Here is a 22,742-nt window from a genome sequence, read left to right as displayed (position 1 = left end):
CAATTGAGGTATATCCATGAGTTCACCCAAGGACCCCTGCATCAGTGTCTGCAAGTTTACCGATGACATTTGCATCGGTTGCGGGCGCACCAAAGCTGAAATCAAAGGCTGGAAGAAACTCGGCAAGGATGAAAAACGTGCGGTGCTGGCCGAGTCGGCCCTGCGTTTGCTGGCGCTTGAGGCCACCGGTCGGCGGAAAAAGAAGTAGGAAACCCACTTCGTGGCTAGGCTTTGATGCGCAATGGCCAACATCAGCGTATGATTCGCGACCCTCTGGGGCTCTATAGAGCTCCAAGGCCCATTTTTAACACTTCAGGCGCTCGCCTGAATTGACACACCGGGAGGTGCCCAGATGAGTGATCTAGACCCTAAAGACAGCCAGGAAATTGGCCCAGCAGGCGAAAAACTGCAAAAAGTCCTCGCCCGTATTGGCGTTGGCTCGCGTCGCGACGTAGAGAGTTGGATCAGCCAAGGCCGGATCAAGGTCAATGGCAAGGATGCAACCCTGGGTCTGCGCGTAGACCTGCATGACGCCATCTCCATCGATGGCAAGGTGATCAAGCGTGAAGAGGCAGCCGAATCGGTTCGCCGCGTGATCATGTACAACAAACCCGACGGCGAAATCTGCACCCGTGACGACCCTGAAGGCCGTCCGACCGTGTTCGACAAACTGCCGCGTCCAAAAGAAGGCCGCTGGATCAACATCGGCCGTCTGGACATCAACACCACCGGCTTGCTGATGTTCACCACTGACGGTGAATTGGCTAACCGCCTGATGCACCCTTCCTACGAAATGGACCGTGAATACGCGGTACGTGTACGTGGCGAAGTGGACGACGAGATGATCGAGCGCCTCAAGGCCGGCGTTGTGCTGGAAGACGGCCCGGCGCGTTTCACCGACATCAAGCAGGCTCCGGGCGGCGAAGGCTTCAACCATTGGTACCACTGTGTAGTGATGGAAGGCCGTAACCGTGAAGTACGTCGCCTGTGGGAATCCCAGGGCCTGGTGGTCAGCCGTCTGAAGCGCGTGCGTTTCGGTCCGGTGTTCCTCAACTCCGACCTGCCAATGGGTCGCTGGCGCGAAATGAGCCAGTTTGAGGTCGATATCCTCAGCGCTGAAGTTGGCCTGACGCCAGTTGCCATGCCGCAAATGAACGCCAAGAGCAAAGACAAGCTTGAGCGTATGCAGCGTAAATCTTCGCGTCCTGTGGCGCGTACTGATCGTGTTGCACGCACTCTGCGCCCGGCCGAAGGTGCTCCGTTGGCTCCGCGCCCTGCGCGCCAGCCGCACATCGAAGGCGAGCGTCCAGCGCGTCCTGCTCGCGAAGAAGCTGCTCGTCCGGCACGCAAGCCGGCAGGTCGTACTGACCGTGTGCCAGCGGGTCGTGGTGCACCAGTCGCTGAGCGTCCGAGCGAAGTTAACAAGCGTCCAACCAAGCCGAGCCGTTCAGGCCCCAAGCTGGTTGACGATGCACCGTCGGGCAAGCGCCGTGGCGCCCCGGCCGGTTCGGGCCAGCGCCCGGGCTTCGGTCGCCGCAAGCCGCAGTAAGCTTGTAGCGCGCTAAAAAGAACGCCAGCCCCCAGGGGCTGGCGTTTTTTTATACCTGAAAAAAGCCCTGTAGCAGCTGCCGAAGGAACGAGGCTGCGTTCGGCGACGTAGTCGTCGCAAAATCAGATTGCTCGGTGTGCCAGTCAAATCCGGATGTCAGGATTTACGACGGCTGCGCCGCCGAACGCAGCCTCGTTCCTTCGGCAGCTGCTACGGTTAAAAATCTGAGTGGCAAATAATCGTTACAGTCCGTCAATAAATCCATACGAATTCAACCACTTACTGACCTTAAACCGCTAAAAACCGCTCTCTGTAATGAAAATCTTCCGAGTTTTATAGATTTAGGACACTTCCTGCCCGAATGGCGGCTTGTTTCGTCTTGCAATCAGCTGTGTGATGGGATCTTGCCTTCGTGCGGGTGTACAATGCGCCGCGTTTTAACTGTGACTCAATTGCGTACCCGCGCATTTTGTGCCACTCGGTGATATGCCGATTGGCCAAAACATCAAGGCTATCCGCCTTGTTAATTCCGCAATGCCACAAGCGTTGCGGGTTCGATTCCGTCACAGATAAAAACAAACAGGTGACGCATGACTCGTGAAACAACCTTGGATTCCTGGCGTCTGCGCTGGGGTTTGATTTGTGTTGTAGACCCTTCGATCACTGCCTCTGGTGCTCAAGTTACAACGCACTGAATCACATCAAACCTTGTGTGGGACCTTTTCAATGAGTGGAAATACCTCGCATTCGGGCGAGCTTAAACGCGGCCTGAAAAATCGTCATATCCAACTGATAGCCCTCGGTGGCGCGATTGGTACTGGCCTGTTCCTCGGTTCGGCCGGGGTGCTGAAATCGGCCGGCCCGTCAATGATTCTGGGTTATGCGATCTGCGGCTTTATCGCCTTCATGATCATGCGCCAGCTCGGCGAAATGATCGTCGAAGAGCCGGTAGCCGGTTCTTTTAGCCACTTTGCGCATAAATATTGGGGCGGCTTTGCCGGTTTCATGTCGGGCTGGAACTGCTGGGTGCTGTACATCCTGGTGGGTATGTCAGAACTGACCGCTGTCGGTAAATACGTGCACTACTGGTGGCCCGAGATCCCGACCTGGGCCTCGGCAGCTGCCTTTTTCGTCCTGATCAACCTGATTAACCTGACCAACGTCAAAGTGTTTGGCGAGGCCGAATTCTGGTTTGCGATCATCAAGGTTGTGGCGATTGTTGGCATGATTGCTCTGGGCAGCTATCTGCTGGTCAGCGGCACCGGTGGTCCTCAGGCATCGGTCAGCAACCTGTGGGAGCATGGCGGCTTTTTCCCCAACGGGACTACCGGTCTGATCATGGCCATGGCCTTTATCATGTTCTCCTTCGGTGGTCTGGAAATGCTTGGCTTCACCGCCGCAGAAGCCGACAAGCCACGCACCGTGATCCCCAAGGCAATCAATCAGGTGATCTACCGGATCCTGATTTTCTACATCGGTGCCCTGGTGGTCCTGCTGTCGCTGACCCCGTGGGACTCGTTGCTTGAAACCCTCAATGCCGGTGGCGATAGCTACAGCAGCAGCCCGTTCGTGCAAGTGTTCTCGATGCTGGGCAGCAACACCGCTGCGCATATCCTCAACTTTGTGGTCCTGACCGCGGCGTTGTCGGTGTACAACAGCGGTACTTACTGCAACAGCCGCATGTTGCTGGGTATGGCGCAACAGGGCGATGCCCCGAAAGTGCTGGCTAAAATCGACAAGCGCGGTGTGCCGGTCAACTCGATCCTGGCCTCGGCTGCGGTCACGGTGATTGCAGTTCTGCTCAACTACCTGATGCCGCACGATGCACTGGAACTGCTGATGTCGTTGGTAGTGGCCACGCTGGTGATCAACTGGGCGATGATCAGCTACTCGCACCTCAAGTTCCGCCAGCACATGGACAAAACAGCGCAAACGCCGCTGTTCAAGGCGCTGTGGTATCCGTATGGCAACTACGTTTGCCTGGCATTCGTGGCGTTTATTCTGGTGATCATGTTGTTGATCCCGGGGATTCGTGTGTCGGTCTACGCGATTCCGGTATGGGTGGCCTTTATGTGGATGTGCTTCCTGATCAAGAACAAGCGTGCGCTGCAAGCATCAACAGCGGCTTACAGTTCAGCCAAATAAGCTGAGCGCTGAAATCAACAAACCCGGCCATTGCGCCGGGTTTGTTGTTTGTGGGGTATCCTGCACGCCCTGAAGACGGACCCATTTTTGATGCTGGTAATTTCCAACAACGTGCATATCCCTGATGCCGAGATCGAGCTGACGGCAATCCGTGCCCAGGGAGCGGGCGGGCAGAACGTCAATAAAGTCTCAAGCGCCATGCACTTGCGCTTCGATATCGTTAATTCGTCGCTGCCGCCGTTTTACAAGGAGCGGCTGCTGGCGCTGCGTGACAGCCGGATCACCAGTGATGGTGTGCTGATTCTCAAGGCCCAGCAATATCGCACCCAGGAGCAGAACCGGGCCGATGCACTGGAGCGTTTGGTCGAGTTGATCGTCAGCGCGACCAAGGTCGAGAAAAAACGCCGCCCGACCAAGCCGACCCTGGGTTCGAAAAAGCGTCGCCTGGAATCCAAGACCAAGCGCGGCAGCATCAAGGCTGGGCGGGGCAAGGTGGACTTCTAGAGAGTCCCCAATCCCCAAAGGCATTAAGTGACTCTCGCTCTCTGCGCCTGGCGATACAGATACACACTGAGCAACAACCCGCTGAGCGCCGCCAGTGCCGCAAACAGAAAGATCGAAGCAAAGCCAAAGCCTGCGGCTACGGCGCCCACCAGCGGCCCGGTGATGCCCAGTGACAGGTCGATAAACAGCGAGTACGCGCCCACCGCTGCACCACGGCTGGAGGCGGGCACCAGGTTGACCGCTTCAACCCCCAGTGCCGGGAACACCAGTGAGAAGCCGAAGCCACTCAAGGCCGCGCCCGCCAGCGCCAGTTCCGGGTTCGGCGCCAACCACAGCAACAGCAGGCCCAGGGTCTCGACGCTCAGGCAGGCAATCGCCACCCGAAAGCCGCCGATACGGTTGATAAAGTTGCCGAATATCAGCCGTGCGCCAATAAAGCTGGCGCCAAACAAGCTCAGGCACAGTACTGCGTTTTCCCAGTGATTAGTTGCGTAGTACAGGGTGATAAAGGTCGCGATGGTGCCAAAGCCGATCGAGCCCAGGGCCAGCCCGGTGCCGTGGGGCAGCACTCGCCCCAGCACATGCAGGAACGGCAAGCGCACACCGCTGACAATGGGCGCGGCCAGTTTTGGCCAGGCCAGCAACACGCCCAGGGCTCCCAGGGCAATGATGCTTGCCCCCAGGCTCCACATGCCCAGATGGCCGACCATCACCACGCCCAATGGCGCGCCAATAGCAATCGCGCCGTAGCTGGCGATGCCGTTCCAGGAAATCACCTTGGCGGTATTCTGTGCGCCAACCCGGCCAATGCCCCAGCCGATGGAGCCGGAACCCACCAGGCTTTCGGCGCTGCCCAGCACCAGCCTGCCGATCAACAGGCTGGCAAGGCTCCAGGCCGGCATGCTCGTCAGCCAGGTGGACACCAGCATAAACACACCGCTCAGGCCGCAGCCAGCCAAGCCAATCATCACGGCGCGCTTGCTGCCCCGGGTGTCAATGATGCGGCTGGCGTACGGGCGGCTCAGCAGGGTGGCCAAGTACTGCACGCTGATCACCAGCCCGGCGATTACGGTGCCGTAGCCGAGGTGGTTGTGTACGTAACCGGGCAGTACGGCCAGCGGAATGCCGATATTCAGATAGCCGATAAAGGTAAACAGAACAATGGAAACCACTTGCAGTGTGATTGCCATAGGGCGCTGTGTTTCAGGCATGGGGTAGGGGTCCTGCGGGGAGCGGTTGGGGCAGATTACAACGGTGCAACCAATTGTGTCGCGATTAAAGCCGCCAGTGCATTTTCCTGGGTGCCGAAACGCTTGAGCAAGGTTGCTTGTTTTTCGGGGCTTAGGCGTTCCCAGAGGTCGATCATTTTTTCGGCGGTGCCGATCAAAACGCTGGCTTGGGTTTCGCTGAAATTGTCAGTCACGCTTGAATCCGGAATAGGGGGGGTGGAGCGATTGTGTCAGACGGTGTGAAAAACCAGATGCTTTTCGCACCGTCTGATTGCGAACCGTCAGTCTTCGCTGTCGGCCTGGAGGCTTTCTGAAGCCTCGTCCAGTGCGGAGTTTTCGCCACTGGTGTGTTGCGGGATTGGCTGCTGGGTTTCATGCAGGCTTGGGAAGGGGAGGTTTGGGATCTCGTGCATCGTCGCGCTCCTCGCAAGGTGTGTTTAAGTAGCTTGCTAAGGATACAGGACGAAGTGTGACAATTTGTCTTTTTATTGCGTCTGGGGGGATTTGTATCGAGTTTTTCATGCGGCGGCTACAAGGCAAGCAAAATCCCCGTAGCAGCTGCCGAAGGAACGAGGCTGCGTCCGGCGACGCAGTCGACGTAAACCCGGTGAACTCGATGTATCTGAAACACCAAGGCTCAATGGTTTTGCGACTGCTGCGCAGCCGGACGCAGCCTCGTTCCTTCGTCAGCTGCTACGGATTTCAGATGTGTCGAAAGTCAGTGAGTACACACCTGCGCAATTGCCTTGGCCAGCAGGCTCAGGCGGGTGCCGTCTACTCCGGCCATGTTGGCGCGACCGGAACCGACCATGTACACGCTGTGTTTCTCGCGCAACAACTGGACTTGCTCCTGAGTCAGGCCGGTGTACGAAAACATCCCGCGCTGCTGATTAATATGCGCGAAGTGCTCAGCCAGCCCGAATGGCGCCAGTGCTTCTACCAGACCGCTGCGCAATTGCGCTATCCGGCTGCGCATGGCTTCCACTTCTTCGATCCACACGCTTTTGAGCTGTGCATCGCCGAGGATCGTCGCCACCACTGCCGCGCCATGATCCGGCGGGTTGGACCACAGGTTGCGCGCCAGATAAGCCAACTGACTGCGGATGTCCGTCAGCTTTTCGGCATCATGGGCACACACAATCAAGGCGCCGACACGTTCGCGATACAGGCCGAAGTTCTTCGAGCACGAACTGGTGATCAGGACTTCCGGCAGCTCACGGGCAAACAGGCGAGTCGACCAGGCATCTGCTTCCAGTCCATCGCCGAAGCCTTGGTAGGCGAAGTCGATCAACGGCAACAGTTCGCGGCGGCGTACTACGTCCAGTACCTGCAGCCAGTCAGCCTGGGACAGGTCGAACCCGGTCGGGTTGTGGCAGCAAGCGTGCAGCAGCACCACATCGCCTTTTGGCGCGTGTTCCAGCGCTTCGAGCATCGCAGCAACGTTGAGCTTGTTGTCGCTGCCCACGTACGGGTAGTGGCTGATCTTCAGCCCGGCAGCGGCAAAGATGGTTTCGTGGATCGGCCAGGTCGGATCGCTCAGCCAGATGCCACGGCCCGGCAGGCATTGTGCGATAAAGTCGGCGCTCAGGCGCAACGCGCCGGTGCCGCCCGGAGTCTGGGTGGCGCCTGCACGTTTGCCCGCCAGCAGGGGCGAGTCCTCACCCAGTACCAGTTCGCTGATCAGTTGCCCGAAACGGCTGTCGCCATGACCGCCGATATAGGTTTTGGTCTGCTGCTGGTCTACCAGGCGCTGTTCGGCCTGTTTGACCGATTGCAAGATCGGCGTCAGGCCATTGGCGTCTTTATAGACGCCCACGCCCAAGTCGAACTTGTCGGGGTTGTTGTCCTGCTGGTAGGCGTCCATCAAACCAAGAATCGGGTCGCCCGGTACCCGACCAATAGCGGCAAAGTGCATTACTTGCGGCCTTCGGCGGTTTTTGCAACTTCGTCAGTGCGCGCGGCCATGATGAAGTCGTTGCGGTGCAGGCCTTTGATCGAGTGGCTCCACCAGGTCACGGTGACCGAGCCCCACTCGGTCAGCAGGCCTGGGTGATGGCCTTCAGCCTCAGCGATTTCGCCCACGGCATTGGTAAAGGCCAGTGCGAACTTGAAATTCTTGAACAGAAAGACCTTTTCCAGCTGCATGACGCCGTCGCGAACTTCGATGTTCCAGTCGGGGATCTGTTTGATCAGCATCGGCAGTTCTTCGTCGCTGACCTGTGGAGCATCGGCGCGGCAGGCTTCGCAGTGGGCTTGGTTCAGTGCGTTCATGGTGGATTCCTGAATTCGGTTTTTATTGATGTAAGTATAAAAAGTCGGGTTAAGCCGCTTTGGGTTTAGGCGCGAACTTTGGCGCGTGCAGGCCCATTGTCATGCCTTTTTCGACCATGCCCATAATGTCTTCGTGGGCCAGGTCAAACAGTCGCTTCAAGTCCGGCAGGACAAAATACAGCGGCTGCAAAATATCGATGCGATACGGCGTGCGCATGGCTTCCAGCGGATCGAACACCTGATGTTCCGGTTCTGACGACAGGCTGTAAACCGTTTCTTTGGGCGATGAAAGAATCCCGCCACCATAAATGCGCTTGCCTTCAGGGGTGTCGACCAGGCCGAACTCGATGGTCATCCAGTACAGGCGGGCCAGATACACGCGCTGTTCCTTGCTCGCTTGCAGCCCCAGCTTGCCGTAGGTGTGGGTGAACTCGGCAAACCACGGGTTGGTCAGCAGCGGGCAATGGCCGAAGATCTCGTGGAAAATATCGGGCTCTTGCAGGTAATCCAGCTCTTCGGGGGTGCGAATAAAGGTCGCTACCGGGAACTGCTTATTGGCCAGCAATTCGAAGAAGGTCTGGAAGGGGATCAGCGCGGGTACGCGGGCAACTTGCCAGCCGGTGGTGGCGCCCAATACCTGATTGATTTCGCTCAGTTGCGGGATTCTGTCGTGGGGCAGGCCAAGCTTCTCGATGCCTTGCATGTACTCAGGGCAGGCGCGGCCTTCCAGCAGTTTCAACTGACGGGTAATCAGCGTGTTCCACACCGCGTGTTCTGCAGGTGTGTAGTCGATAAAGCCATTGGCATCCGGCTCACGGGCGACGTATTTCGTTTGCTTCATGGGGCTCTCCGCAAGGAAATCGTTTTTATTATTCGGCGTTGTTGCGATGCCTTAGTGATACCCCAAGTGATTGCGTCGTACAGCTAGCCTTAAGCCAGTAATGCTGGGATGATGCGTCTAATTCGTAAAGTAATCGTTACGATGTGATGGTTGCTCTGTCATTGCTGAGTAACCGACAGCAAAACTGTCACAAAATCGTGACGATGAAATGCCACTGAAGTAGGAAAACTTCTCTGTGGGAGCGAGCCTGCTCGCGAAAGGCGCTCTTGAGGCCTTCGCGAGCAGGCTCGCTCCCACACTGGATCTCCATTGTTAGTTATTCCCGAGCCCTGCCCATGCGCATCAAAGTCCACTGCCAAAACCGGATTGGCATTCTTCGCGACATTCTCAACCTGCTGGTTGCCTATGGCATCAACGTCAAGCGGGGCGAGGTGGGGGGCGATCAGGGCAATGCGATTTACCTGTACTGCCCAAATTTGATCAACCTGCAATTCCAGGCCCTGCGTCCGAAGTTTGAAACCATCGCCGGGGTATTCGGAGTCAAGCGCGTAGGTTTGATGCCCAGCGAACGCAGGCATATGGAACTCAATGCCTTGCTCGGGGCGCTGGAGTTTCCGGTGTTGTCCATTGATATGGGCGGTTGCATCGTTGCCGCCAACCGTGCCGCCGCGCAGTTGCTCGGGGTTCGTGTCGACGAGGTGCCGGGGATTTCCCTGTCGCGTTACGCCGAAGATTTTGACCTGCCCGAACTGGTGCGGGCCAACAAGTCGCGGATCAATGGCTTGCGGGTCAAGATCAAGGGGCTGGTGTATCTGGCGGACATTGCACCGCTGCAACTGGAGCACGATGAAAGCGAGGCGATGGCGGGCGCAGTCCTTACCCTGCACCGCGCTGACCGCGTGGGCGAGCAAATCTACAACGTGCGCAAACAGGAGTTGCGCGGTTTTGACAGTATCTTCCAGAGTTCGAAAGTCATGGCCGCCGTGGTGCGTGAAGCCCGGCGCATGGCGCCACTGGACGCGCCACTGTTAATAGAAGGCGAAACCGGGACCGGCAAGGAGCTGCTGGCCCGCGCCTGTCACCTGGCCAGCCCCCGTGGCCAGTCGCCATTGATGGCGCTCAACTGTGCTGGCCTGCCCGAGTCGATGGCCGAAACCGAGCTGTTCGGTTATGGCCCCGGAGCGTTTGAAGGGGCGCGCGCCGAAGGCAAACTCGGCCTGCTGGAACTGACAGCGGGCGGTACGTTGTTTCTCGATGGTGTGGGTGAAATGAGCCCGCGTTTGCAGGTCAAACTGTTGCGCTTTTTGCAGGACGGCTGCTTCCGGCGTGTCGGCAGCGATGAAGAGGTGTATCTGGATGTGCGGGTTATGTGCGCCACCCAGGTCGACCTGTCCGAGTTGTGTGCCAAAGGTGAGTTCCGCCAGGACCTTTACCACCGGCTCAACGTGCTGTCGCTGCACATCCCGCCGCTGCGTGATTGCCTGGACGGACTTGAGCCTTTGGTCGAGCATTTTCTGGATCAGGCCAGCCGACAAATCGGTTGCCCGCTGCCGCGTCTGGCGCCTGCGGCCATGGATCGCCTGAGCCACTACCACTGGCCGGGCAACGTGCGCCAACTGGAGAACGTGTTGTTTCAGGCGGTTTCGCTGTGTGATGGCGGGATGGTAAAGGCCGAGCATATTCGCTTGCCGGATTACGGCGTACGCCAGCCGTTGGGTGAGTTTTCGATGGAGGGCGGCCTGGAGCAGATTGTCGGGCGTTTCGAGAAGGCGGTGCTGGAGCAGCTGTATTCCGAGCACCCGAGCAGCCGATTGCTGGGCAAGCGGCTGGGGGTTTCCCACACCACCATCGCCAACAAACTGCGCGAGCACGACATTATCAAGACGAAGCAGTAGAACCGTGGGAGCGTTGTCTGCTCGCGAACGGCCTTCGCGAGCAGGCTCGCTCCCACAGGTTGTGCGTTGTCTGGCAGACCATGCCTTGCCGCTACCGGCAGAACCCCGCCGTATTTACGTCTTTTCCCTTTCTCGCCTCGTCCGCCAATCTCCCTCCAGCCCGGTCAAACCGGCCTTTCCCACCGTCAAAAAATAGTTGGTGCGCAAATTGCTTTAACCACCGCAGTACAGCGGTGGGCGGCAAGCGTCCGTCAGACAGAGGAAAGACTGTGGACAAGTACCTTTATGTGGCAATGACCGGCGCCAGTCAGAACGCACTGGCGCAAAAGGCGCATGCCAACAATCTGGCGAACATCTCGACCAACGGTTTTCAGCGTGACCTGGAGCAGGCGCGTTCGATGCCGGTGTTTGGCGACAGCTTTCCGGCGCGGGCCTTTGCCCTGACTGAGCGCCCGGCAACCGATTTCAGCCCCGGTGCCATGATCGAGACCGGCCGTGACCTGGATGTGGCCGTGTCCGGCGATGGCTGGCTGGCCGTGCAGGCTCCTGACGGCAGCGAAGCCTATGTGCGCACCGCGAGCATGAACGTGGACGCCCTTGGCATGCTGCGTGCTGGCAATGGCATGCCGATCATGGGCAACGGTGGGCCGATTGCAGTGCCGCCCCAGCAGCAGATCGAGGTTGGTCAGGACGGCACCATCAGCATCCGCGCCCAGGGCGAAGGCCCACGCGTCATGGCGCAAGTGGACCGGATCAAGCTGGTCCAGCCGGACTTGAAAACCATGACCAAGGGCCTGGACGGCTTGATCCACACCAGCGACGGCCAGCCTGCTGTGGCAGATGCCAACGTGCGAGTGGTCTCGGGGTTTCTGGAGGCGAGCAACGTCAATGCCGTCGATGAAATGACCTCGGTGCTGGCACTTTCCAAGCAGTTCGAGCTGCACATCAAAATGATGAACACCGCCAAAGAAGACGATCAGGCCATGACTCGCGTCTTGTCCATCAGCTAATTACTTGAACGCAGCGCCGAAAAACCGGCGCGCGAGGAGAGCACCATGCTTCCAGCACTGTGGGTTGCAAAAACCGGTTTGGCTGCACAAGACACCAACCTGACCACCATTTCCAACAACCTGGCCAACGTGTCGACCACCGGTTTCAAACGTGATCGCGCCGAGTTCCAGGATTTGCTCTATCAGATCAAGCGCCAGCCTGGCGCCCAATCGACCCAGGACAGCGAGCTGCCTTCGGGTCTGCAAGTGGGCACCGGGGTGCGCATCGTCGGCACGCAAAAGAACTTTGCCGCCGGTAGCCTGCAAACCACTGATCAGCCATTGGATATGGCGATCAATGGCCGGGGCTTTTTCCAGATCATGCAGCCCGATGGGACTACGGCCTACAGCCGCGACGGTACATTCCACCTGGACTCTAACGGCCAGATCGTCACCGCCAGCGGTTTTGCCTTGGAACCGGCGATTGTGGTGCCTGCCGATGCGCAGACCTTCACCGTAGGCCAGGACGGCACCGTGTCGGTGACGATTGCCGGTAACCCGGCCGCGCAGGTGATCGGCAACGTGCAGACCGCCGACTTTATTAACCCGGCCGGTTTGCAGTCCCAGGGCGGCAACCTGTTCCTGGAAACCGCCTCCAGCGGCGCACCGCAAATTGGTACACCTGGCCTCAACGGTTTTGGTCTGACCATGCAAAGCATGCTGGAGACCTCGAACGTCAGCACCGTGGAAGAAATGGTCAACATGATCACCACTCAGCGCGCCTACGAGATGAACTCAAAAGTGATCTCCACCGCTGACCAGATGTTGTCGTTCGTTACGCAAAACCTGTAATTACGTGAAATAGCGGGAGAGCTCATGAAGCGCTTGTTTTCTGTTCTGGCACTGGGCGCCATTACCTTTGTGGCCGGTTGCGTCAGTCCGCCACCGCGGCCTAACGATCCGTACTACGCCCCTGTACTGCCGCGCACGCCGCTGCCGGCAGCGGCCAACAACGGCTCGATTTACCAGGCCGGTTTCGAGCAGAACCTGTACAGCGACCGCAAGGCGTTCCGCATTGGCGACATCATTACCATCACCCTGAACGAGAAGACTCAGGCGAGCAAAAACGCCAACTCGGCGATCGGTAAAAACAGCAACACCAGCATCGGCCTGACCTCGTTGTTCGGCAGCGGCATGACCACCAATAACCCGCTGGGCGGTGGCGACCTGAGCCTAAACGCCGGTTACAGCGGCAGCCGTGCGACCAAGGGCGACAGCAAGGCCGGGCAGGGCAACAGCCTGACCGGCTCGGTCACTGTGACCGTGGCCGACGTGTTGCCCAATGGCATCATCGCCGTGCGCGGCGAGAAGTGGATGACCCTGAACACGGGTGACGAGCTGGTACGCATTGCCGGTCTGGTGCGGGCGGATGACATCTCCACCGACAACACCGTGTCTTCGACCCGCGTGGCCGATGCGCGCATTACCTATTCGGGGACCGGCTCGTTTGCCGATGCGAGTCAGCCAGGCTGGTTCGACCGCTTCTTCCTTAGCCCGTTGTTTCCTTTTTAGTGATGAACTTCACCATGCCCAACCTCAAGCATTTGCTGGCAGCCGTATTGCTGTTGTCGACCTCCCTGGGCGCCCATGCCGAGCGGTTGAAAGACATCGCCAGCATTTCTGGCGTGCGCTCCAACCAATTGATTGGTTATGGCCTGGTGGTCGGGTTGAATGGTACGGGCGACCAGACCACGCAAACCCCGTTCACCCTGCAGACCTTCAACAACATGTTGTCGCAGTTCGGGATCAAGGTGCCGCCGGGCTCGGGCAATGTGCAGCTCAAAAACGTTGCGGCAGTGTCGATCAGCGCCGATCTGCCCGCATTTGCCAAGCCGGGGCAGGTGATCGATATCACCGTGTCCTCAATCGGCAACTCCAAAAGCCTGCGCGGCGGCACGCTGCTGCTGACACCGCTCAAGGGTATCGATGGCAATGTGTATGCGGTCGCCCAGGGCAACCTGGTGGTTGGCGGCTTTGACGCCGAAGGCCGCGACGGCTCGAAAATCACCGTCAACGTTCCGTCTGCCGGGCGCATTCCGGGTGGTGCATCGGTTGAACGAGCAGTGCCGAGCGGTTTCAATCAGGGCAACAGCCTGACTTTGAACCTCAACCGCTCGGACTTCACCACGGCCAAGCGGGTAGTGGACAAGATCAACGACCTGCTCGGCCCTGGCGTAGCACAAGCGATTGATGGCGGTTCGATCCGCGTGACTGCGCCGCTGGACCCAAGCCAGCGTGTCGATTACCTGTCGATCCTGGAAAACCTTGAAGTCGATCCGGGGCAGGCGGTGGCCAAGGTCATCATCAACTCGCGCACCGGCACTATCGTGATCGGCCAGAACGTCAAGGTTTCGCCAGCCGCCGTGACTCACGGCAGCCTGACCGTGACCATCACCGAAGACCCTATCGTCAGCCAGCCGGGCCCATTGTCCAATGGCGAGACGGCCGTGGTGCCGCGCTCGCGCCTTAACGCCCAGCAGGAAGCCAAGCCAATGTTCAAGTTTGGCCCGGGCACTACGCTGGATGAAATCGTGCGTGCGGTGAATCAGGTGGGTGCGGCGCCAGGGGACTTGATGGCGATTCTCGAAGCGCTGAAGCAGGCTGGCGCCCTGCAAGCCGACCTGATCGTGATCTGAGGCCGACGTCATGGACATGCGTAAGAGTGGAGTAGTCAGTGGCAGCGATTCCGGGGCGTTTACCGACCTTAATCGGCTGAACAACCTGAAGGTCGGCGACCGCGAAAGCGACGCGAATATGCGCAAGGTTGCGCAGGAATTTGAGTCGCTGTTCCTCAACGAAATGCTCAAGTCCATGCGCTCGGCAAACGAAGTGCTGGGCAAGGACAATCCGCTCAACACCCCTGCGGCCAAGCAATATCAGGAAATGTACGACCAGCAACTGTCGGTGACCCTGTCCCGCCAGGGCGGCGGTATCGGCCTGGCCGACGTATTGATGCGCCAGATGTCGAAAAACAAATCCGCAGTGCCGGGGGAGGCTACGGCCATCACGGCGCTGAACACCGAAGTCAAAACTCCGGCAGTCACTAGCACGGACAGCCCCTTTGTCCGCTCCAGTGGCCAGCGTGCGCTGTGGGCCTCGCGAGTCGCCGTCGCGCCGACTGCGGCAGAGGGCGGGCACAAAAACGATATGGCCATGCTCAATCAGCGGCGATTGGCATTGCCGAGCAAACTCACGGATCGCCTGCTGGCCGGGATCGTGCCGTCAGCCGACCCTGCGCGCTCGACCCTTAATACCGGCAGCGTGCCGGGGCGTACCTCGCCGGGGCTGGATGCGGTGCTCAAGGGCGGCCGCCAGCCGATGCTCAGCGCCAGCGGCGCGCATGGGCGGATGCAGATTTACGGGCGTGCCATAGCGCAGCCACCACTGGCTCCGGCCAAGCAAGCGTTCGGCTCTCCGGATGCGTTTGTCGCCACCATGCTGCCGATGGCCCAGCAGGCCGCCGCCCGTATCGGTGTCGACCCGCTGTATCTGGTGGCGCAAGCGGCACTGGAAACCGGCTGGGGCAAATCGGTAATGCGCCAGCAAGATGGCAGCAGCAGCCACAACCTGTTTGGCATCAAGGCCACCGGCAGTTGGCAGGGCGCGCAGGCGCGGGCTATTACCAGTGAGTTCAAGGGCGGGCAGATGGTCAAGGAGACAGCGGACTTCCGCTCCTACGATTCGTATCAAGACAGCTTCCACGATCTGGTCACGCTGCTGCAGAGCAACAATCGTTATAAAGAAGTGCTCAACGCTGCCGATAAACCGGAGCAGTTTGTGCGCGAGTTGCAGAAGGCCGGTTACGCGACCGACCCTGAGTACGCGAGCAAGATTTCGCAGATAGCCAAGCAAATGAAAACCTACCAGAGCTACGCCTCGACGGGTTCTCTCACGAATTTATAAGGTTTGAACCATGGCGAGTTTGATCAACATCGGGATGTCGGGGCTGAACGCCAGCCAGGGCGCATTGGCGACGGTCGGCAATAACATTGCCAACGCCAATACCTCGGGCTATTCGCGTCAGCAAATCGTCCAGGGCAGTGGCGCTTCGCAGCAAGTGGGCGGGGTGTTTATCGGCACCGGCACCACCCTGGCTGACGTGCGCCGGGTGTACAACTCCTACCTCGACGCCCAGTTGCAAACCACCACTTCGCTCAATGGCGATGCCCAGGCCTATCTCGATCAGATCGGCACGGTCGACAAACTGCTGTCGGATAAAAATACCGGTGTTTCGGCCGCGCTCAGCAGCTTCTTCAGTTCGCTGCAAACCTCTGCCAGCGCGCCCGGTGATGTGTCGGCACGCCAGCTGCTGCTGACCAGCGCACAAACCCTGAGCAACCGTTTCAACTCGATCTCGTCCCAGCTGAACCAGCAGAACGAAGGCATCAACAGCCAGTTGGACACCCTGACCTCGATGGTCAATCAGCACACGGCCACCATTGCCTCGCTGAACAAGCAGATTGCCCAGGCGACTACCGCCGGCAACACGCCAAACAACCTGCTGGATGCGCGCAACGAAGCCGTACGCACCCTTAACGAATTGGTCGGAGTGAGCGTTCAGGAACACGACAACGTTTACGACATCACCCTGGGCACCGGTCAGGCGCTGGTGCAGGGCACCACCTCCAATACCCTGTCGGCGGTGCCGGGCAAGGTCGATAAAAGCCAGTACAGCATCCAGATCAATTACCAGCAGTCGAGCTCCGATGTGAGCTCGGTGCTCAGTGGCGGCAAGATCGGCGGCCTGCTGCGCTATCGCGACGATGTGCTGGCCCCGGCGATGAACGATTTGGGGCGCACCGCCATTGTGGTCGCCGATGCGATCAACAAACAGCTGGGGCAGGGGTTGGATGCCAACGGCGAATTCGGTTCGTCGATGTTCAACAGCATCAACAGTGACAAGGCCATTACCCAGCGCAGCCAGGCGGCGACCGGCAATATTGGCGCGGGTAACTTCAATGTCAGCATCGCCGACAGTGGCGCCCTGACGGCCTACGACTATCAGGTGACGTTTACCAGCGCGACCGAGTATTCGGTCAAGCGCTCGGATGGCACCGATATGGGCTCGTTCGACAGCGCGGCAACCCCGGCCAAAGTGATCGACGGCTTCACCCTGGACCTCAAGGGCGGGCCCATGACCGCTGGTGACGTATTCAAGGTCAGCCCCACCCGCAGCGGCGCGAGCAATATCGGCGTGCAAATGAGCGATGCCAATAAGTTGGCGTTTGCCGGACCACTGGTGGCCGGGGCGGGCAGCTCCAACAGCGGTACTGGCGCGGTGGGCGGCTTGAGCCTGTCGTCGGCGCTGGATATTTATGGCGGGGTCAATCTGGGCAAGGCGCAAAGTGATATCGAAGGCGCGATGCCGGTGCGCATCGCATTTGACGAGGCCGCAGCCGACGGTACACAGAGCTACCGGGTGCTGAACGAAGCAGGCAAGGAAATCGGCACAGGTAGCATCGTGCCGGGCCAGGACAATAAGGTCACGATCAATGTGCCAGTCACCAATGCTGACGGCACCACCACTCAGGTAGGTTTTGACACGGTTATCAGCGGTTCGCCGGGCAAGGGCGACAGTTTTGATATCAAGTTCAACAAGGACGGCAAGGCCGATAACCGCAACGCCAATGAGCTGCTGGGCCTGCAAACCAAAGCCACTGTGGGTGTAGGCAAGGACGGCACCGGCGGCGTCAGCATGGGCACCTCCTACAGCCAGCTGGTTTCCAAGGTCGGCGGCAAGGCCAGCCAGGCCGCTGTCGACGGCACCGCCAACGGCGCGGCGTTGGCTTATGCCAAGGAAGTGCGCAACTCGGTGTCCCAGGTCAACCTGGATGAAGAAGCGTCCAATCTGGTCAAGTTCCAGCAGTACTACACAGCCTCGTCGCAGATCATCAAAGCGGCGCAAGCAACCTTCAGCACGCTGATCAACAGTCTTTAAGGGAGCCCGCGACGATGCGTATTTCTACCTCGCAGTTTTTTGAATCGACCAGCGCCACCTACCAGAACAACTTCTCGTCGGTGATCAAGACCCAGGGCCAGATCGATTCCGGCGTGCGAATTCAGACTGCCGCGGATGACCCGGTGGGCGCAGCGCGCTTGCTGCAACTGCAACAGCAAAAAGACATGCTGGGCCAGTACTCCGCCAATATGAACAGCATCAAGGCCTCGTTGGGCGCTCAGGAAGCGGTGCTCGACAGCATCAACACCGCGTTGCAGAAGGCCGGTGAACTGGCTCTGGGGGCGGGCAGCGGCAAAAGCGACGCCGACCGCATGGCCATCGCCAATGAGCTGGGTAGCATTGAAGATCAGGTGTTCAGCCTGCTCAACAGCAAGGATACCGCGGGCAACTACATGTTCTCGGGCTCTAAAAGCGACACGCCGCCCTACACCCGTAACAACGATGGCACTTATACCTATCAGGGTGACGACACCCAGCTCAACCTTAAAGTCTCCGACACCCTGACCCTGGCCAGCAGCGATACGGCCAGGAGCATCATGGAAGGCGCGACCAATACCGGGCGCACCCAGGCGACTTTCGTCCCGGTACTGGACGCTGCGGGTGTGCCTTCGGTCAACGATGGCAAACTCTCGGTGTCTGCCGGTTTGGTGACTTCAAGCCCGGTGTTCAACAAGAGCTTTGCCGAAGGCCAGCCTTACACGCTGACATTCACCAGCAGCACTCAGTACACCTTGACCGATAGCAAGGGCAATGACCTGACCTCGCAGGTTGCGGGCAATGGCGCGTTCGACCCGACCAAGGACGGCTCTCAGAGCTTCAGCCTGCACGGCGTGTCGTTCGACATCAGCCCCAACCTCAAGGACATTCCCGAGGCAGAGCGGGACGCGGCAGTGGCGGGGCGTACCTTTACCCTGGAAGCCAAGGCGGACACCTTCAACGCTTCGCGCACGCCGAGCAACACCTCGACCGCGCAAATCACCGGCTCCACGGTGACCGACCCCAAGGCCTACGGTGACAGCTTTCCGAGCAATGGCGCGGTAATCAAATTCACCAGCACCACCGAGTACGAGGTCTATGCCCAGCCACTGAGCGCCGACAGCAAGTCGATTGCCCAGGGCAAGGTTGGCGATGAGGTGCTCGGGATCACGTTTGACTTTGCCGGTACGCCTGCAGCGGGCGACCAGTTCGCGATCAACCGCAACAACCACCAGAGCCAGAACGCGCTGGATACCATCAGCCAGCTGCGTAAGGCGCTGGTGATCCCCAGCGACAAGGACCCGTTGGTCCAGCAAACGCAAAAGGACGCGATCAACGCGGCGATCGGCAACCTGAAAAACGCCAGTGCGGGGGTCGACAGCGCCCGTGGCTCGATTGGTGCGCGTTTAAAGGCGGTGGACATCCAAGCCGACGAAAATATCAGCCTGGGCCTGGCCAACGACTCCACCACCGCGGCCATCGGCAACACGGACATGGCGGGGGCCTCCATCGAACTGGCGTTCCAGAAAGCCATGCTCGAAGCCTCGCAACTGGCGTTTGTCAAAATCTCCCAGCTAAGCCTGTTTAACCAGCTTTAAACAGCCATGCAGAGAACTGGCTCTGTAGCCGCTGAGGAGCGGAGCGAGGCTGCGATGGGCTGCGTAGCGGCCCTGTGGACCACATCGCAGCCTCGTTCCTCGACAGCGGCTACAGACCTTCAATCTGCGTCTTGCCTGAAATGTTTTGTATAAAACCTCACAAAATAGCGTGACCTATGAGTCATAACGGGCATCTTCACTGTATCGTATGAAACGTACGGGCGGGTGCAGGGCCTTTTTCAGGCTGTTTTGTCTATTTTTATGCACCCATATTCGCCGCATTCCTGCGCGTTTAAGCCCTTTTATTGTCAGCACCCCTCGATTGTGCGAGCGGGTGATCTCCAGCTATTTAGTATTGGGAAGCCACAATGATTGGCATTAAAAGCATCGCCAGTTACGTGCCAGCAAGTGGTGTAGACAACTACGCCCAAGGCGCGAAATTCTCCAAGGACGAAGAGTTTATTCTGGGCAAGATAGGTTCGGCTTTTCTGCCGCGCAAAGATGCTGACCAGGAAACCTCGGATCTGTGTGTCGAAGCGGTCAACGCGCTGTTCGCCAACAATCCGCAGCTCAAGCGCGAATCCATCGACGCGCTGATCGTCGTTACCCAAAACGGCGATGCCGAAGGCCTGCCGCACACGGCCGCCATCGTTCAGGACAAACTCGGTCTGCCGACCAACGTGGCTGCCTTTGATATTTCCCTGGGTTGCTCGGGTTATGTCTACGGCATCTACGCGATGAAAGGTTTTATGGAAGCCACTGGCCTGAAAAACGGCCTGTTGATCACTGCCGACCCGTATTCGAAAATCGTTGATCCCGAAGACCGCAACACCACCATGCTCTTCGGCGACGCCGCTACCGCTACCTGGATGGGCGAAGACGCTCCCTGGCAGCTGGGCAAGGCCAAATTTGGCACCGACGGCTCCGGTGCCCCGCACCTGAAAGTCAGCGATGGCGTGTTCTTTATGAACGGCCGCCAGGTATTCAACTTCGCGCTGCTCAAAGTGCCTGCGCACTTGAACGAGTTGCTGGAAGAGTCTGAGCTGACCTCCAAGGACATCGACGCCTTCTGCATCCACCAGGGCAGTGCGGCGATTGTTGACGCCGTGGCCCGCCGTTTTGAAGGCGAGCCGGAGAAGTTCATCAAGGACATGGTCGAGACGGGTAACACCGTGTCGTCGAGCATTCCTTTGCTGCTGGAAAAACACGTGATGGAAGCCAGCTGGAAGCGCGTAGCGCTGAGCGGTTTTGGCGTGGGCCTGTCGTGGGGCTCGGCGATCATCTATCGCCCATAAGCTTCACCCTGAAATACAAAACGCCCGTGGCCTAAAAAGCCACGGGCGTTTTGCTTTCTGATATGGGGTGATGGCATCTGTGGGAGCGGGGGATACCCGGCAGGTCATCCCCCGCTAACCCCCTGAAATACAAGGGATGGCCCCCAGCCAGTAAATAAAAGCAAAAAAACCCTCAAGCAACCTGCTTTGACGACGATAACTATTACGAAGGTTCTCTAGGCCACACCCGGCGGTTGCCAGGGCCGGAAGCCGCAGTATTCATCCAATGAGGATTTCGTCATGGCTTTATCAGTAAACACTAACATCACGTCCCAGACCGTTCAGAAGAACCTGAACAAAGCCGGCGATGCACTGAGCACCTCGATGACTCGTCTGTCTTCCGGCCTGAAAATCAATAGCGCCAAAGACGATGCTGCTGGCATGCAAATGGCCAACCGTCTGACCTCTCAGACCAAAGGCATGACCGTTGCCATCGCCAACGCCAACAACGGTACTTCGATCGCGCAGACCGCTGAAGGCGCGATGCAAGAATCGACCAACATTCTGCAACGTTTGCGTGAACTGGCCCTGCAGTCCGCGAACGGTGATAAAAGCGACGCCGACCGTGCGTCCCTGCAACAAGAATTTACTGCGAAAACCGGTGAACTGACCCGTATCGCACAAACCACTACCTACGGTGGTCGTAACATCCTGGACGGTTCATTCCAGAACCAGGCTTTCCAGGTCGGTGCTGATGCGAACCAGACTATTTCGTTTGGTATGAACGATATCAGTGCTACTGGTTTGAAAGGTTCTTACAGCGAAGCATCCGTGGGTGGGGCAGCGATGAAAAACTTGTCAGCATCTTCTGTAGGTTCGGTGCTTGCAAATGCTGTTAGCTCACCTGTCTCCAGTGCTACAGTTACTGGCGGAGCAGTTGCTACCCTAACAACTGGGGGTGGTGCTTCAGTAATGGCAGCAGCAGACGACATTACTATTAATGGTAATGTAGTCGCAGTAACAGCTAACATGAAAGGTGCAGCACTTGCTGCCGCAATTACTGCAGCAGATTCAAGTGTTACGGCTACATTTGACGATGCGTCTGGAAAAATGACACTGGCGTCGAGTGGAGCTATCACTGTTGGTGGTGCTGACGTTGCTAAAGCGGGTCTTACAGCTACCACAACGCCAACGACCAATGTTGCTACTGCTACTGGCTCTGCGGTTCCTACTCTCAAAGCTACGGCGACTTCTACAATAGCGGCTACAGACCAAATTACTGTTAACGGCAAAAGTGTTGTTCTGACTGACGGTATGAAAGGTGCTGCGCTTGCTACAGCTATCACTACTGCAGATCCAACTGTTACAGCAGTATTTGATGAACCTACAGGTGTAATGAAACTCACTTCGGCATCAGCTATTTCGGTTGGTGGTGCAGACGCCGCCAAAGCCGGTCTTAGTGCCACTGGGACCCCAAAAACCGGCAGCTCTGTAATGGGGAATGCTGGTGAGGTTTCGATTAATGGCAAATCGGTATCTTGGTCTGATACAGATACTGTTACCCAAGTATTGGACAGAATGAAAGCTGTCGATGGAATCAAGTCGGCATCTTTGACTTCTGAGGGGCGCGTAGAGCTTAAATCCACAGATGGCAATGACATCAAGCTTGCTAACTCTAAAGGAGGCTCGCTTGCTCAGTTGGGTCTGGCGGCTGGAAATTCTCAGGCTAAACTGACTGCAGATACGTCTATCGAGCTGAACGGTGTTGAAGTCAAATTCAAGAAAGGTGATTCCGCTGACTCGATCGTATCCTCGATCAATAGCGCCAGCACCGGTGTAACTGCCAGCAAAAACGCTGACGGCACTCTAAAACTGTTTTCCAACAAAGACATCACCGTCAAAGATGGCGCTGCAGGTACTGGTCTGGAAGCTTTGGGTCTGACCGCAGCTGCCCAAGCGGGCACTGGTACCGGTAAAACCACAGCCACCACCGTAGAAACCACCGTCTCTGACCTAAGCGTCCTGACTGCCGCTGACTCCCAGCGTACCGTCCAGGCTCTGGCTGACGCGATCCAGCAGATCGATACCCAACGTTCCGCCCTGGGTGCCGTACAAAACCGTTTCACCAGCACCGTGGCCAACCTGCAGAGCATTTCCGAGAACTCCACCGCTGCACTGGGTCGCGTTCAGGACACTGACTTCGCCTCCGAAGCTGCCGAGCTGACCAAGCAACAAACCCTGCAACAGGCTTCCACCGCGATCCTGTCCCAGGCTAACCAGCTGCCTTCCGCTGTGATGAAACTGCTTCAGTAATTTCAGCGCTTGGTTGAGAACAAAAGGGCGCGTTTACGTGCCCTTTTGTTTTTTCAGCTTTTGGTACTTGAAGGTGGCACGAATTGTGAAGCTGTCTGCTGCCTTGGCTCTGCTCGCCAATAAAGCGGCAGCCACCGGA

At 58.2% G+C, this 22,742-nt stretch carries 20 protein-coding genes; 14 read left to right on the top strand and 6 right to left on the bottom strand.

Features of this window, described 5'->3' with window-relative positions; all coding sequences use genetic code 11:
• Positions 1-16: 16 nt before the first annotated feature.
• From U5A05_RS16540 to arfB, 4 genes are all read left to right on the top strand, one after another.
• Positions 17-208 (top strand): DUF1289 domain-containing protein, encoded by a 192-nt coding sequence (locus tag U5A05_RS16540; protein ID WP_261739003.1) that lies wholly within the window; start codon positions 17-19, stop codon positions 206-208.
• Positions 209-352: 144 nt separating this feature from the next.
• Complete coding sequence (gene rluB / locus U5A05_RS16535; RefSeq protein WP_261739002.1) at positions 353-1,549, top strand: 23S rRNA pseudouridine(2605) synthase RluB; 1,197 nt, start codon at positions 353-355, stop codon at positions 1,547-1,549.
• Positions 1,550-2,275: 726 nt separating this feature from the next.
• Positions 2,276-3,694, top strand: coding sequence for an amino acid permease (locus tag U5A05_RS16530; RefSeq protein ID WP_321833969.1), 1,419 nt, complete (start codon positions 2,276-2,278; stop codon positions 3,692-3,694).
• A gap of 90 nt (positions 3,695-3,784) precedes the next feature.
• Positions 3,785-4,198 (top strand): alternative ribosome rescue aminoacyl-tRNA hydrolase ArfB, encoded by a 414-nt coding sequence (gene arfB, locus U5A05_RS16525; RefSeq protein WP_261739000.1) that lies wholly within the window; start codon positions 3,785-3,787, stop codon positions 4,196-4,198.
• Positions 4,199-4,221: 23 nt separating this feature from the next.
• Here arfB and U5A05_RS16520 read toward each other — a convergent pair whose 3' ends face one another.
• From U5A05_RS16520 to phhA, 6 genes are all read right to left on the bottom strand, one after another.
• A complete protein-coding gene (locus U5A05_RS16520) occupies positions 4,222-5,409 on the bottom strand; it encodes an MFS transporter (protein ID WP_261738999.1) in 1,188 nt (395 codons plus the stop codon).
• Between the two features lie 35 nt (positions 5,410-5,444).
• Complete coding sequence (locus U5A05_RS16515; protein WP_261738998.1) at positions 5,445-5,621, bottom strand: hypothetical protein; 177 nt, start codon at positions 5,619-5,621, stop codon at positions 5,445-5,447.
• A gap of 87 nt (positions 5,622-5,708) precedes the next feature.
• On the bottom strand, positions 5,709-5,840 hold the full coding sequence (locus U5A05_RS16510) for a hypothetical protein (RefSeq protein WP_261738997.1): 132 nt from the start codon (positions 5,838-5,840) through the stop codon (positions 5,709-5,711).
• Between the two features lie 305 nt (positions 5,841-6,145).
• The gene (locus tag U5A05_RS16505) at positions 6,146-7,342 is read right to left on the bottom strand and encodes an amino acid aminotransferase (RefSeq protein ID WP_321833966.1); all 1,197 of its coding nucleotides are present in this window, start codon (positions 7,340-7,342) and stop codon (positions 6,146-6,148) included.
• Positions 7,342-7,698: a 4a-hydroxytetrahydrobiopterin dehydratase gene (locus U5A05_RS16500; protein WP_321833964.1), complete on the bottom strand. Its 357-nt coding sequence runs from the start codon at positions 7,696-7,698 to the stop codon at positions 7,342-7,344. The genes U5A05_RS16505 and U5A05_RS16500 overlap by 1 nt, the downstream gene beginning before the upstream one ends.
• Positions 7,699-7,747: 49 nt before the next feature.
• A complete protein-coding gene (phhA, locus tag U5A05_RS16495) occupies positions 7,748-8,539 on the bottom strand; it encodes a phenylalanine 4-monooxygenase (RefSeq protein ID WP_261738994.1) in 792 nt (263 codons plus the stop codon).
• 335 nt (positions 8,540-8,874) lie between these two features.
• Between phhA and U5A05_RS16490 the strand changes: the two genes are divergently transcribed.
• The 10 genes from U5A05_RS16490 (at position 8,875) to U5A05_RS16445 (ending at position 22,603) form a co-directional block, all read left to right on the top strand.
• Entirely contained in the window at positions 8,875-10,434 is a 1,560-nt protein-coding gene (locus U5A05_RS16490; protein ID WP_261738993.1) for a sigma-54-dependent transcriptional regulator, read from the top strand.
• Positions 10,435-10,703: 269 nt separating this feature from the next.
• Positions 10,704-11,444, top strand: coding sequence for a flagellar basal body rod protein FlgF (locus U5A05_RS16485; RefSeq protein ID WP_261738992.1), 741 nt, complete (start codon positions 10,704-10,706; stop codon positions 11,442-11,444).
• A gap of 45 nt (positions 11,445-11,489) precedes the next feature.
• Positions 11,490-12,275, top strand: a complete 786-nt coding sequence (gene flgG, locus U5A05_RS16480) for a flagellar basal-body rod protein FlgG (protein WP_261738991.1) — start codon at positions 11,490-11,492, stop codon at positions 12,273-12,275.
• Between the two features lie 24 nt (positions 12,276-12,299).
• Positions 12,300-12,995 (top strand): flagellar basal body L-ring protein FlgH, encoded by a 696-nt coding sequence (gene flgH, locus U5A05_RS16475; protein WP_261738990.1) that lies wholly within the window; start codon positions 12,300-12,302, stop codon positions 12,993-12,995.
• Between the two features lie 14 nt (positions 12,996-13,009).
• A complete protein-coding gene (locus U5A05_RS16470; protein WP_321833963.1) occupies positions 13,010-14,119 on the top strand; it encodes a flagellar basal body P-ring protein FlgI in 1,110 nt (369 codons plus the stop codon).
• Positions 14,120-14,129: 10 nt separating this feature from the next.
• Positions 14,130-15,386, top strand: a complete 1,257-nt coding sequence (gene flgJ / locus U5A05_RS16465) for a flagellar assembly peptidoglycan hydrolase FlgJ (RefSeq protein ID WP_261738988.1) — start codon at positions 14,130-14,132, stop codon at positions 15,384-15,386.
• Positions 15,387-15,396: 10 nt separating this feature from the next.
• Positions 15,397-17,421: a flagellar hook-associated protein FlgK gene (gene flgK / locus U5A05_RS16460; RefSeq protein WP_321833961.1), complete on the top strand. Its 2,025-nt coding sequence runs from the start codon at positions 15,397-15,399 to the stop codon at positions 17,419-17,421.
• Between the two features lie 14 nt (positions 17,422-17,435).
• On the top strand, positions 17,436-19,016 hold the full coding sequence (locus U5A05_RS16455; protein ID WP_321833958.1) for a flagellar hook-associated protein 3: 1,581 nt from the start codon (positions 17,436-17,438) through the stop codon (positions 19,014-19,016).
• 368 nt (positions 19,017-19,384) lie between these two features.
• Positions 19,385-20,311: a ketoacyl-ACP synthase III gene (locus U5A05_RS16450; RefSeq protein WP_261738985.1), complete on the top strand. Its 927-nt coding sequence runs from the start codon at positions 19,385-19,387 to the stop codon at positions 20,309-20,311.
• Positions 20,312-20,590: 279 nt separating this feature from the next.
• Positions 20,591-22,603, top strand: a complete 2,013-nt coding sequence (locus U5A05_RS16445; protein ID WP_321833956.1) for a flagellin N-terminal helical domain-containing protein — start codon at positions 20,591-20,593, stop codon at positions 22,601-22,603.
• The last annotated feature ends 139 nt before the right edge of the window (positions 22,604-22,742 follow it).

The organism is Pseudomonas kulmbachensis, from assembly GCF_963681935.1.
GTDB classification, from domain to species: Bacteria; Pseudomonadota; Gammaproteobacteria; order Pseudomonadales; family Pseudomonadaceae; genus Aquipseudomonas; species Aquipseudomonas kulmbachensis.
The sequence above is the reverse complement of the archived record's forward strand: the minus strand, read 5'-3'. Positions and strand labels throughout refer to the sequence as shown.